This is a genomic window from Zoogloea sp. LCSB751, assembly GCF_002028455.1.
GTDB lineage: Bacteria > Pseudomonadota > Gammaproteobacteria > Burkholderiales > Rhodocyclaceae > Zoogloea.
Genome location: NZ_MWUM01000013.1, coordinates 1 through 12,883, shown reverse-complemented (window position 1 = coordinate 12,883; position 12,883 = coordinate 1). Strand labels below are relative to the sequence as shown.

Annotated in this window: 8 protein-coding genes; 7 read left to right on the top strand and 1 reads right to left on the bottom strand. The window is 64.8% G+C overall.

The genetic code is table 11. From position 1 onward, the window contains the following. The first annotated feature begins 37 nt into the window (after nt 1–37). The 3 genes from B4920_RS15090 to B4920_RS15080 are packed head-to-tail and all read left to right on the top strand — an operon-like array spanning nt 38 to nt 3,871. Entirely contained in the window at nt 38–2,506 is a 2,469-nt protein-coding gene (locus B4920_RS15090) for a hypothetical protein (protein WP_079435533.1), read from the top strand. A 10-nt stretch (nt 2,507–2,516) separates the two neighbouring features. Then, nucleotides 2,517–3,506 carry a glycosyltransferase family 2 protein gene (locus tag B4920_RS15085; RefSeq protein WP_254050953.1) on the top strand — a complete coding sequence of 330 codons (990 nt, stop codon included), beginning with the start codon at nt 2,517–2,519 and terminating at the stop codon, nt 3,504–3,506. Further along, on the top strand, nt 3,503–3,871 hold the full coding sequence (locus tag B4920_RS15080) for a GtrA family protein (RefSeq protein ID WP_079435531.1): 369 nt from the start codon (nt 3,503–3,505) through the stop codon (nt 3,869–3,871). Before B4920_RS15085 ends, B4920_RS15080 begins: the two co-directional genes overlap by 4 nt. Nucleotides 3,872–3,877: 6 nt before the next feature. On the opposite strand, the gene B4920_RS15075 is transcribed toward B4920_RS15080, so the two are convergent. Then, a complete protein-coding gene (locus tag B4920_RS15075) occupies nt 3,878–4,570 on the bottom strand; it encodes a Crp/Fnr family transcriptional regulator (RefSeq protein ID WP_161493310.1) in 693 nt (230 codons plus the stop codon). 146 nt (nt 4,571–4,716) lie between these two features. Here B4920_RS15075 and B4920_RS15070 point away from each other — a divergent pair, with 146 nt between their 5' ends. The 4 genes from B4920_RS15070 (at nt 4,717) to B4920_RS15055 (ending at nt 12,406) form a co-directional block, all read left to right on the top strand. Further along, nucleotides 4,717–6,066, top strand: a complete 1,350-nt coding sequence (locus B4920_RS15070) for a FecR domain-containing protein (protein WP_079435529.1) — start codon at nt 4,717–4,719, stop codon at nt 6,064–6,066. Then, nucleotides 6,066–8,012 (top strand): CHASE2 domain-containing protein, encoded by a 1,947-nt coding sequence (locus B4920_RS15065; protein ID WP_079435528.1) that lies wholly within the window; start codon nt 6,066–6,068, stop codon nt 8,010–8,012. Before B4920_RS15070 ends, B4920_RS15065 begins: the two co-directional genes overlap by 1 nt. Before the next feature lie 158 nt (nt 8,013–8,170). After that, nucleotides 8,171–9,409, top strand: a complete 1,239-nt coding sequence (locus tag B4920_RS15060; RefSeq protein ID WP_161493309.1) for a M48 family metallopeptidase — start codon at nt 8,171–8,173, stop codon at nt 9,407–9,409. A gap of 138 nt (nt 9,410–9,547) precedes the next feature. Beyond that, entirely contained in the window at nt 9,548–12,406 is a 2,859-nt protein-coding gene (locus tag B4920_RS15055) for a hypothetical protein (RefSeq protein WP_079435526.1), read from the top strand. Nucleotides 12,407–12,883 lie beyond the last annotated feature (477 nt).

Here is a 12,883-nt window from a genome sequence, read left to right as displayed (position 1 = left end):
CGATCGATGCGTATCGGGCAAGGCGGAAGAAAAGCACATGACGACTGACGGCCGTCTGGATGGTGTGATGGGGATCCGTGCGCCGGGGGCGCCCGGCGCGGCCTGGGGCCGGCTGCTGCCCGGGCTGCTGCTGCTCTCCCTGTGCCTGACGCTGGCCGGCGTGGTGCACTATTCGTCGGCGCTGCCTTTTTACTGGCGGCCGCGGGTGCTGGTCGATTTCGCCCTGTGGTCGCTCGGTGGCGTCGTGCTGGCGGCCCTGTTGCGCCGGCTGGCTGGCCGCTTCGCGCTGCCCGGCCTGGTGGGCTGCGTGCTGCTTTATCTGGTGCTGGGGGCCGGGCTGGCACAGAGCCTGGCGGTCGGCCTGTTTCTGGTCGCGTCCTGGGTGCTGGGCCGCATCGTGCTGGAGCGGGCCAGTCGGCAAGCGTCGGCCGGGCTGTTGCCGGATGCGGCGTTGTTCGTCGGGCTGGGGCTCAATCTGGCGTTCTTCGGCGGGCTGATCCATTTTCCGGTCAATGACCGTCCGCTGTATTGCGGCGTTCTTGCCTTGCCGTTGCTGGCGGCCCTGCGGCCGGCTTTCAGGGCGCGCTACGGCGTCCTGTGGGCGGAGGCCTGGCGCGACGCGCGCGAGGGGCTGGCGCAGTTGCCTTTCCGGCCGGCGGTCGCCGCGGTCCTGGTTATGGGGTATGTGGCGCGTTTCGCCCTGTTCCCTTCCGTCGGCTTCGACGACAACGCCCTCCATCTGCGGATGTGGGCCGAACTGAGTCACCAGCATCGCTACAGCTTCGACGTGACCGGGCAGATCTGGGCCATTGCCCCGTTCGCGGTGGATCTCCTGCACGGCATCGTGTCGCTGGTGGCCGCCGAGGATGCGCGCAGCGCCCTGAATATCGCGTTGCTGCTCCTGTTGCTGCGCCAGTTGTGGGTGCTGGGCGGGCTGCTGAATGGCGGCAACGGAGAAGGGGCTCGTCTGCTCGGGCTGGTCCTGTTTGCCAGTACGCCGATCGTCGCCAACCTGCTCACTACCTTGCAGACCGAACTGTTCCTGGGCCTGCTGGCGGCGGCCGGAGTCCGGGTGCTGCTCGGCCGGGACGATGTGCCGCCGGGGGCGCAGTTGCTGGCCGTGCTGGCCATTGCGGCGATGTGCTGCGCGACCAAGCTGCCGGGGGCCGTGCTGGGGGTGAGCCTGCTGGCGGCCTATGGCTTCAACGGCCTGCGCCGGGCACCGTTCAGCGATCTGCGCATCGGCTGGCTGGCGGTGCTGGTCCTGCTGCTGGCAGGCGTCGCGCTGCATTCCTATCTGGCGGCCTGGCGGCTGACCGGCAATCCTCTGTTCCCGCTGTACAACGGCATCTTCAAGTCGCCCTATTTTCCGCCGGTCAATTTCTCGGACGCCCGCTACATCAAGGGCATGAACCTGGAGAACTACTGGCGGATCTTCTTCCGCACCGGAGAGTTCTTCGAGTCGAAGGATTTCGTTGCCGGCTTCCAGTACCTGCTGCCCCTTCCGCTAGCCATCGTCAGCCTGTGCCTGACAGTGTCGCGCCGGGTCGCCTGGGGCGTGTTGCTGCCGCTGGCCGGCTTTGGCCTGGCGATGTTTGCCGCCACCCAGTACTGGCGTTACCTGTTTCCGGTGCTCCCGCTGGCGGCGGTCGTGCTCGGCAGCCTGGCCACGGTCGGCGCGGAGGAGGGGCGGCAGTGGCTGGTGAAATCCGTGTTGTGTGCCTTTGTGGCGATCAACCTGTATTTTCTGCCCGGCGTGTCGTGGTTCTTCGACGAAGCGCCCCAGCAGGCCTTCACCGCGGCCGGTCGCCAGGTGCTCACCGAACGCCTGGCTCCGGCGAAGCTGCTCACCGAATACGTGAGCCGGGATTTCCCGGGCGAGCGGGTGTTGTACGACGTCGATGTGCCCTATGGGGCGGCCCTGCACGGCACACCTTACTATGTGACCTGGTATGCGCCGGGCCGGGCGGACCGCTTCAACGGCTGGCAAGGCATCGCCGACGTGGGCGAATTCATGCGCACGGAGAAGATCCGCTTCGTCGTCTGGGATCTGGCCGCACCGGCCCAGGCGGTCGGCGCGCGCCGCCTGCTGCGCGACCATCTGGCCCGTTTCGGCGTGCCCGAGCGGCGGGTTGGCTCCACGATCCTGTATCGTCTGGCGGAGCGTGAGACCCTCTACCGTAGCGTGCTGCAGCTCGCCTCGGCGGGCGAACCGCTGCTGGCGGCACCCCAGTCCCGGGTGATTTCCGGTTTCCGGCTGGAGGGCGCCAGTGTGGCCCGTTACCGCGTCCGCTTCCGCTGCGACGCAGGGGCCGGCAGTTTCATTGCGCAAATCAACTGGGATGTGGGCGCACCCTATTACCGGCAGGTCGTGTGCTCGTCCGATCCGGTCGATTTCGTCGAGGCCGTGCCGGTCCCGGTGGGGGCGTCGACCGGCGAGGTCTATCTGGGCATGAATGGCGACATCAAGGCCCAGGTCTCGCATCTCGAGATCGAAACGAATTGAAAGGATGCTCGTGAGTGATCACGTACGCGTTGCGGTAGTCATACCCAGCTACAAGGTGAAGCGGCACATTCTCGACGTGATCGGGCGCATCGGCCCGGAATGCAGCCGCATCTACGTCGTGGATGACTGCTGTCCGGACGGGAGCGGCGAATTCGTGCGGCAGAATTGCGGCGATCCGCGCGTCGTCGTGTTGCAGAACGAGGTCAACCAGGGCGTCGGCGGCGCCGTCATGCACGGCTACCAGGTGGCGATCCGCGACGGCATGGACATCTTCGTCAAGATCGACGGCGACGGTCAGATGGATCCGGCACTGATCCCCGATTTCATCGAGCCCATCGTCGCCGGCGAAGCCGACTACACGAAGGGCAACCGCTTCTTCGATCTGGAAGAAATCCATGCGATGCCGAAGGTGCGCCTGTTTGGCAACGCGGCCCTGTCCTTCATCACCAAGCTGTCGTCGGGCTACTGGGACCTGTTCGACCCTACCAACGGCTATACGGCGATCCACCGGGACGTGGCCCGCCACCTGCCTTTCGGCAAGATCAGCCGTCGCTACTTCTTCGAGACCGACCTCCTGTTCCGGCTCAACACCCTGAGGGCGGTGGTCGTCGATGTGCCGATGGATGCCCACTACGGCGACGAAGTCAGCAACCTGAAGATTTCCAAGGTCGCCGGCGAGTTCCTGCTGAAGAACATCCGCAATTTCGGCAAGCGCATCTTCTACAACTACTATCTCCGCGACATGTCGGTGGGGTCGATCGAGCTGCCGCTCGGGGTACTGATGATGCTGGCGGGTGGGATCTTCGGCGCCTACCACTGGATTCAATCGGCGAGCCGCGGCCTGACCACGCCGGCCGGCACCGTCATGCTGGCGGCCATCCCGTTGCTGATGGGGTTGCAGTTCATCCTGGCCTTCGTCGCCGGCGACATGGCCTCCGTGCCGCGCCGCGTGCTGCACCGGCGGGGCAGCGTCAAGGCGCGCAAGCCGGCCGGGCAATGATCCAGCGCCAGTTCCTCATCTATCTGAGCATCGGCGTCCTCAGCGCCCTGCTCGACATCGCCGTGATGGAAGGGCTGATCCGCAGCGGGGTGTTCTACGGCACGGCGGTGTCGGCCGGTTTCGTCGCCGGGCTGGTGTTCAATTATCTCTGCCACGCCAAGGTGACCTTCGGCACATCGAGCTCGGTTTCGAGTGCCGTCAAATACGGCATCGTGGTGTCGGTCAATTACGGCATCACGATGGCCTTCGTGACGGCCTCCCATCATTGGCTGGGAAACGTACTGGCCGGCAAGATCGTTTCCCTGCCGGTCATTTCGGTGATCGGTTTTCTGCTCGGCCGCTACTGGATTTTCAGGCGCGCCTGACAGGTCCTAATCGCCGGCCGCCATTTCTTCGAGGGTGTTCGCCTTGAGGATCAGCAACTGCGAACCGTCGCGGCGCAGGATTTCCTGATTCTGCAATTGCTGAAAGGCGCGCGTCACCGTTTCGCGGCTGACGTTGATCATGATGGCGATTTCCTGGTGGGTCGGAATCGCCGGAATCGTCTGCGTGTCGGTATCCGGCGCATTGCCGGCATCGCGGGCCATTTGCAGCAGCTGGGCACACAGCCGCTGCAGCGGATTGGGAATGGCGAGCAGGAGCCGCTGCCCGCCGATCGCCCGCAGCCGCGCCGCCAGGCGCAGCGTGACCTGCTCCGCCACGCCGGGGGTCGAGAACATCAGCGAACGGGTCTGCTCCTTGGGGAGCAGCATGATCTGCGACGGCGTCAGCGCAATGATGGTTTCGGACATCGGCTGGCGGTCGATCACCGCGAGCTCGCCGAAGAAATCCCCCGGGCCGACGAAATACAGGCCGACCTCGCGGCCGTCCAGCGTAAAGTCGATGCCCTGCAATCGTCCGTCGAGCAGGATCGGGAGGAATTGCGGAATATCGCCCTTGTTCAGCACCACTTCCCGGCGTGCCAGCTTGCGTCCGATGGCATGTGCCGCCAGCCCGTCCAGTGCCGATTCCGGAAAGTCGCGCAATAGCGGAATCTGCTGCAGAACGGCAGGGTCGATCGACATTGGCTGGAAACGGGAAATCGGGGGCTGAAAAGATACGGGCGAAATCGGCACCGGGTTTCTCCCGGGCCTCATGTGATTGTGCGCACATACGTGCATCCAATGGGCGCCTATTATTCATTAGAACCATCAACCCCGTAAATCCAGCCATGATGCGGACCGTTTCTTCTGCGCGCGCCCTCAATCTGCTCTGCAAGGCCCTGCTTTCCGTGCAGGTGCTGACGGCGTCCGTGTCGGCCCTGGCCGCAGATGCGGGGGAGATCCGCTTCGTCATCGGCCAGGCTCGCGTCGTCGATGCGGCGGGCGCTGCCCGCCCGGCCGTTGCGGGGGAGCGTATCGCGGCGGGTGACCGCGTCGAAACCACTGCCAACGGCCATGTGCACCTGCGTTTTGTCGATGGCGGTTTCCTCAGCGTGCGTCCGGGCTCCCGGCTGACCGTGGAGCAATACGACACGACCGCTGCCAATACGGCGATCCGCTTCCGCCTGGACGAAGGCGTGGTGCGTTCGATCACCGGCGATGCCGCCAAGGCCCACAAAGACCGTTTCCGTCTCAATACGCCGCTGGCGGCAATCGGTGTGCGCGGGACGGATTTCGTCGTCCAGGCTGCCGCCGACAACCTGCGTGCGGTGGTCAACCAGGGTGCCATCGTCGTCGCACCTTTCGGCGGCGGCTGTATCGCCCAGTCCTTCGGGCCCTGTGCCACCGCGGGCTCCCGCGAGCTGTCCGACACCATGGGCCGCGTCCTGCTGGAACTCAACGGCGTGCAGCCGGCGCGCATCGTGCCGCTCAACGGCAAAGGCCCCGACATCTCCACGCCGCCGGTGCCCCAGGAGTCCGCCTCCCGCCAGGCCCTGATGGCCGCGGTGGAAAAAACCGGTGCCGACACCACCACCAACCAGTCGCGCAATCCGGTGCCACCGGTCACGCCGCAGGATCCGGTGGTCGTCACGCCGCCGCCCCCGGTGCCGACCATCCCGACGACGCCGCAGGACTCCCCGGCCACCGCTGTCTTGCAGTGGGGCCATTGGGGCAACACAATCCGTGCCGGCGACACGATGACCGGGTCTTATGCCGTGGCCAGTGACGGGCGCAAGGTCACCGTCGGCGACGCCTATTTCGCACTGTTCCGTGCCCCGAGCGACATCCCGGTGCTGTCCACGCAGCTGGGGCAGGGCAGCTTCGCACTGAGCAGCGGCCAGGTGAGCCTGTTGCAGAACGATGGCGGCATCAGTGCCGGACGCATCGAAGGCGGCTGGCTGAAGATCGATTTCGTGCAGCGCAATTTCGCGACGGGCCTCAACCTGTCCCATGCACAGACCGGTTCGGTGCTGCTGCAGTCGGTGGGCAAGGTGCGGGACGACGGCATCTTCGCCGTCACCGAAGGCGGCACCCAAGTGGCCGGCGCGGTAACGATGGATGGCAGCCAGGCCGGCTACCTGTTCAATAAGGTCGTGCCCCAGGGCACCCTGTCCGGTGTGACATTGTGGAAGCGCTGATGTCGGGGCGCATCGCCCAGCGGCTGATGCAGCCCGCCTCGCTGCGGAGCCTCGCGCTCGGGGTGGCCGCCGTGGTGGCCGTATCGCTGGGCTTCACGGCGCCCGATCTGCTCAAGAGCGCGGAAGAGCGCAGCGGCGACCCCCTGTGGCAGATGGCCGCGGGGCATCCCGGCGCCGCGGAGCGTCGTGTCGTGCTCGTCGATATCGACGAAAGCAGCCTGGCCCGTGTTGGCGCCTGGCCCTGGCCGCGGGAGCGCGTTGCCGAACTGTCCGCCGCCCTCGCGCAACAGGGCGCCCGGGTGCAGCTGATGGACATCGCCTTTCCCGAAGCTCGTGACGGAGACAAGGCGCTGGCCCAGGCCCAGGCGGGCAACCCGCTGCATGTGGGGCAGATTTTTGCACTGAATCCCGACGCCAGCCGCGTCGGACAACTGTCGGGCGCGCTGTCGGGGCTCTCCTGTACGGGGGCTTCCCCGTTCCCGGTGGCCGGCGGTTACGTCGCCAACACTGCCCAGCTGGCCACGGGCGCCGGCCACATCACGCCGACTCTGGATGCCGACGGTGGCGTGCGGCGCATCGCCCCGGTGATCTGCCATCAATCCCGCGCCTACCCGGCGCTGGCCCTGCTGGGGCTCGGTAACCAGGACGCGCCCGCGCTGCGCTACGAAGGCGGGCAGGGCTGGCTCGGCCCCCACGGCTGGCTACGCATGCCCGAGCTTGGATTGAGCGTACCGCTGGATGCCGATGGCACCACCCGTCTCGGCTACACCCTGCCGCGCGCGGCACTGACTGCCGTTTCGGCCGCGGACGTGCTCGACGGCCGGGTGCCGCCCGATCTCCTCGGCGGCGCCATCGCGCTGGTCGGCGCAACGGCCTTCGGCCTTGGCGACACGGTCACCACGCCGCTGGCGGCCAATGCCGCCGGCGTCGAGGTGCATGCCCAGTTCATCGCCGGCCTGCTCGACGGTCGCCTGCCCTATACCCCGCGTGCCGCCTGGGCCCTGCAGCTGGCCTTCGCCGTGCTGGCGGGCGGCGCGCTGATGCTGCTGGTGGCGCATGGCGGGCAAAAGCGCCGCTACATGCTGCCGCTGTTCGGCATCGGCATCGCCGCCTCGGCTTATGGGCTGCACGCCGCGCTGCTGCTGACTTCCGGTCTGTGGGTCGGCTGGCTGTTCCCGGCGCTCTTCGCTGCGCTGGCCGGCATCGCCCTGGCCAGCGTGGAGTTCGTCCTGGCCCGGCTCGAACGCGAGCGCCTGTACCGCAATCTGTCTAGCTACCTGCCTGAGCAGGTCGCCGCCCAGATCGCGCTGCGCGAGCCCGTCGGCACCATCGAGGCCGAGCGCCGCGAAATCAGCGTGCTGTTTGCCGATCTGCGCAACTTCTCCGCCTACTGTGAGGCCCGTCCGCCCGAAGAGGCGGCCGCGCTGCTGCACGCCTTCTTTTCCACGGCGCAGCGTGTGGTGCGTGCCCATGGCGGCATTATCGAAGAATTCGTCGGCGACGCCATCATGGCGATCTGGAACGCCCCCGAGTCCTGTAGCCAGCATCCCGAGCGGGCCCTGCAGGCCGCCCAGGAACTTGTGCGCGAAGTCACGGCCCTGTTGCCCGCCGAAGCGCCTCCCGGCCTGGAGCCGCTGGCCCTGGGCGTCGGCCTGGAAACCGGCAAGGCGTTGGTCGGCTCCTTCGGCACCGCCGAACGCCGCACCCATACTGCGCTGGGCGAAACGGTCACCGTCGCGGTGCGCCTGCAAGGCATGAGCGTGGAGCTGGCCTCCCCCATCGTCGTCGGCCCGGGGGCGGCAGCCCAGTTGCCGGAGGCCGGCCTGATCGGCGTGGGCAGCTTCCTGCTCGAAGGCCTGCAACGCCCCCGCAACCTGTTCCTGCCGGCCCTGGCCCCGGCGGGCGACGAACAACATCCCCACATCCGCCTGGTGGCCAGCGCCTGACGGCCGGGGCCGCGGTGCGGTTGGTTCGCGCTGCGGCCCCATGCTATAAAGCGAGCCCCGCCTTCATTCGTTTCATCATCGCACTCGTCCCTATCCTCAGGCGCCTGTTCGGCCTGGCTGCATGCCTTGCGCTGCCTGCTGTGGCGGCTTGTCCGCCCGTGTCCACGAGTCTGCCCGACGAGCCCGGCGCCCGCGACGTGGCGCTGCGCCAACTGGACGAATCCGCCGAGCTGTGTGCCGGCGATGCAGGCTGGTTCGCCCAGCGGGGCGCGTTGCTGCTCGCCAGCGGCCGGCTGGCGGAAGCGGCCGAGAGCCTGGAGCGGGCCATCCTGCTGGCGCCGGACCATGCCGGTGCGCGCATCGACTATGCCGACGCGCTGGCCGGCCTCGGCGACTATCCCGCCGCCAAGGAACTGGCCCGTGGACTGCTGGCCCTGTCGTCCCTGCCGCCGCCGGCGCGGCAGCACCTCCAGGCCCGGCTGCACAGCTGGGAAAGCCTGCCCGACGAAAAACCGCCGGTCTGGCAGCTCGGCCTGGAAGTGGGCATGCATGTGGGCTGGGAAAGCAATCTCAATGGTGCCCCGGCGGCCGACACCACCCTGCTGACCCTGCCGGAAGGCCCCGTGCGCCTGGCCCTCGCCACGCGCCCCCGCCAGGGCGCCGCTGCTGTTTTCGATACCCAGGGCCAGGCCTTGCGGCCGCTCACGTCCGATTGGTTCCTCATGCTCCATGCCCGCGGGCGCCTGCGCGATTCCCCGGCGGGGGAGAGCGACTACGCCCTCGGCCAGTTCGATGCCAGCGTGATGAAGCGGCTGCCCGGCGGCGATCTGGCCCTGCAGATCGCCCGCGTCGACCAGCAGTTCGGCGGCGTTCACCTGCTCGCCGAAAACCGGCTGGTGGCCCAGTACCTGTGGAAGGCCCAGGGCTGCCGTCCGCGCCTCGGCATGGACGCCGTGCAACGGGAATATCCGACCCTCGGCGAACTCGACGGCCACCAACTCGGCCTGCGCCTGGGGCTGAACTGCAGCAGCGGCAGCTGGAGCCTCGACAGCGATCTGCGCCTGGCCAGGGATCATCCCCAGAGTTCCGATCGTCCGGGTGGCGCCCAGCGCTGGAACGAACTACAAATCAATGGCAGCTGGCGCGGTGCGCAGCACGTTGTCAAGCTGGAGGCCAGCCTTGGCAGCGTCCGTGACACTGATGGCTATAGCCCGTTGCTCCAGTACAACGCGGAACGTCATATTCGCCGCAGTGCGTTGAGGCTCGAAATCGTGCGCCCGGTGGACGCCCACTGGGAGGGGGTTGCGAGCCTCGAACACTTCCGCCAGCAGTCCAATATCGGCTTGTTTGAGCTCAACAACCTTGGGCTATACTTCGGCGCGCGATATCGCTACTAGTGGTTTTTTTGTACCGGATCCGTCTTTTGTGACTGCGGTCACATCGGAAAATGCGCGCTTGGCTAAACTGGGCGCCGCATGTCATAGACCCGGAATATCCGGAAGTCGTTTCTCATCCTAGCTAGGAGAAGTTTTAATATGGCTCTCAACACCGCTCAGCAAGACCTGATCGTCAAGACCGTCGTCGGCGTGTTCGACGCTGCCCCCGGCGCCACCTACCTGAACCTGCTGGCCCCGTTCGGCAGCAACCAGACCGCCCTGGTCAACGCCCTGGTGAACACCGATGGTTTCAAGGCCATCTACCCTGACTTCTACAGCAACGAACAGTTCGCCACCAAGTTCCTGGACGCGCTGGTTGGCTCTACCGTCAACGCTACCGACAAGGGCAACGTGGCTACCTACGCCGCTGCGCTGCTGAACGGCGGTGCTTCCCGCGCCAACGTGGTCCTGGCCCTGATCAACGCGCTGGACAATGTTCCTGCCACCGACGCTACCTGGGGTGCGGCCTCCAAGGCCTTCGACAACCAGGTCACCGTTGCCAAGTACTACACCATCAATCAGCTGGGTTCCGCGACCTCCATCGCCAGCCTGCAGTCCGTGATCGCCGGTGTGACCAACACCACCGATGTCTCCAGCAACGCTGCGATTGAGGCTGCTATTGCCAACTCCGGCAATTCCAATGGTCAGACTCTCACGCTCACTGACGGTGTGGATACCATCGTTGGCACCTCGGGTAACGACACCATTTCCGCTACCAACACGACGGCCAAGCCGGTTCTGGGTGGTCTGGACTCTGTTGATGGTGGCGCTGGTACCGATACTCTGGCTATTGCTGATACGGCGACTGCTGCTGGTGCTGCGTTTAGTTTCCCGGCTGGCTTCACCGTCAAGAACGTTGAGGTTCTGAAGGTAACGACCAACGGTTCCTTTGGTGATACGGCTGCTCAAGCTGATCTGTCCGGTATTGCTGGCCTCACCTCTGTTGAAATTACCTCCGCTGGTAATGGCACTACGGACACCTCTGTCAAGGTCGCCGACACGACCGATCTGACCCTGGTTTCGTCCGCCGCTCAAGTGAATACCATTAACGGCGGCAAGGTTGTTAGCGTGACCGGTGGTGCTGCTACTAGCACCATTACTGGTGCGGCGCTGACTTCCGTGACTCTGACCCAAACCGGTGGTCAGACCATCGACAACATTGACACGGTTGCTAACGGTTCGACCACTGCTAAGGGTACGACTCTTACGACCGTGACTTTGGATACGGTGAATTCTGACACCGCTATCAAGGGTCAAGGGCTAACCACCGTGACTATTAAGGGCGCTACTGCGACTGCAGCAGCTGTGAATATCACCAACGCTAAGGTTGGTCACGCTCTGACCTTGAACGTCGATGGTACGGGCTATACCTCTGCTGGCGCCGCTCAAGCTGCGGGTACTGGCGGCATTGCCAACACCACCGTTAGCGATGCGGCCGCGAAGAGCGTGACGGTTAATGCGACTGGCTCCAAGAGTGCTCTGACGGTTAGCACCGGTGCGGGCAACACCACCCTGACCAGCGCTACCATCACTGGCTCTGCTGCTCTGGCTCTGAATCTGGACAGCACCAACAACACCAAGCTGGCGACCATCGACGGCTCCGCTGCAACGGGTGACTTGACCCTGAGCAACACTGCTGCTGCAACGACCATCAAGACCGGTTCGGGCAACGATACCTTCTCCGCGACTGTGGTCGGCACTTCCAAGGCCACGATCGATGCTGGTGCTGGCAACGATAAGGTGACTTTGGCTGGCGGTTTGGTTGCGGGCTCCACCGTGAATCTGGGGGCTGGTAACGACTCCCTGCTCGGTACGACCGTTACGGCTCAGTCCACTGCGACTGATGTGACCGTCATCGACGGTGGTGACGGTGTTGATACGGTTGCTTCGACCCTGCTCAACGCTGGTAACGCTGCACAGTTCAAGAACTTTGAAATTCTTGGCCTGGGTAACAACGTTCTCGACGCCTCCCTGATCACTGCCTCCACCATCACGGGTCTGGAGCTGGTCGCTGGTGGCGGTACGTTTAACAACGTCACCCAAGCTCAGTCGCTGGCTGTCAATACCAACACTGCTGGTACTACCACCCTGGCGTTTTCCGGTGTGACGGGTACCGCTGATGCGTACTCCATCACTTTCGGTGCGAATACGACGGGTACTGCTGCGTCTCCGACCGCAATCGGCGCAGGCACGCTGTCGCTGGCTGGTATCGAGAACGTAACCATTCACTCCGGCGCTGCTGCTGGTGTTGTCAACAACTCCATCGCATTGACGGATGCTGCTGCCAAGACCCTGACCATCGATGGGGCCCAGGCTCTGGGCGTGACCTTCGTTACCGGCTTTGGTACTGCTGGCGCAACGACGGGTGTGACCACTATTGATGGTTCCGCTGCTACTGGCAAGTTGTCCATCAACCTGGCCAACGTTAATGCCGCTGCTGCTGGCATCACCGTGAAGGGTGGTTCCGCTGTTGATACCCTGACGACCGGTGCATTCTCGTCGACCCTGACTGGTAACGGCGGCAACGACATCTTTGACGTACGTGTTACGACTTCCAACGTCACCGCTGGTGCTGGCGCTACCCAAGCTGCAGTGTTGGATGGTTCCATTCACATCACCACTATCTCTGACCTGACCAAGGGCGACACCATCTCCCTGCTGGGTACGGGCCTTGGTGGCACCAACACTTTCAGCACGACTAAGGTTGATGTGTCCGCTGCTCAAAACTTGGGCGCTGCATTGGACCTGGCTGCTGCAGGTGCAGGTACTGCTACCGCTGCGCTGACCAAGTGGTTCACCTGGGGCAACGATGTCTACCTCGTTGAAGACCGTACTGCTGGTGCAACCGTGGCTACCACTGATGTCATCGTCAAGCTGGCTGGTGTGAGCGATCTGTCTACTTCGGGTGTTGCCGCTGCTAACCACCTGACTAACGGCGACGTGTTCACCTTCGCCTAATCTCCCCCGGAGACAAGCACCCGCCCCCGGGTAGGTGCTTGAGGTGAAAGCCTTTGAAACCCCCGACTCTCACGAGGAGTTGGGGGTTTTGTTTTTATCTCTGCGCCATCACTGATGAATGCGCGGCATCCTGTCTTTGTCGTCCCGTAAAGGGCTGTGGAAGGCTTTACGGCCGCCACCCATCTGATGATTCGCCGATTGTCGACGAATGCTGCCATCACCGCTGTTGTGAACGGCTTTTCCTCTGAATGATCCCCAGCAACTTCCTGGCTTCATCCGCGATCATTCCGCAGGCCCATAGGTAGTTCTCCTGGTATTCGGCATCCATGCGCCAGGGACCCTTTGCCGGCGTTGCCGTGAGTCATGGCAAGCAGGGCTTGCGGTTGCGCCTGTCGTGCGCGGGAGTGTCAGGAATTTTGTGTTTGAGGCGCTTCATGCACCTGCTCAGCCATGGTTGAGCAGGCGCGGCGGTCTTCA

Coding starts and splice junctions, on each gene's coding strand:
- B4920_RS15080 (WP_079435531.1), top strand. CDS start 3,503: ATGATCCAGCGCCAGTTCCTCATCTATCTGAGCATCGGCGTCCTCAGC.
- B4920_RS15075 (WP_161493310.1), bottom strand. CDS start 4,570: ATGTCGATCGACCCTGCCGTTCTGCAGCAGATTCCGCTATTGCGCGAC.
- B4920_RS15090 (WP_079435533.1), top strand. CDS start 38: ATGACGACTGACGGCCGTCTGGATGGTGTGATGGGGATCCGTGCGCCG.
- B4920_RS15055 (WP_079435526.1), top strand. CDS start 9,548: ATGGCTCTCAACACCGCTCAGCAAGACCTGATCGTCAAGACCGTCGTC.
- B4920_RS15070 (WP_079435529.1), top strand. CDS start 4,717: ATGATGCGGACCGTTTCTTCTGCGCGCGCCCTCAATCTGCTCTGCAAG.
- B4920_RS15065 (WP_079435528.1), top strand. CDS start 6,066: ATGTCGGGGCGCATCGCCCAGCGGCTGATGCAGCCCGCCTCGCTGCGG.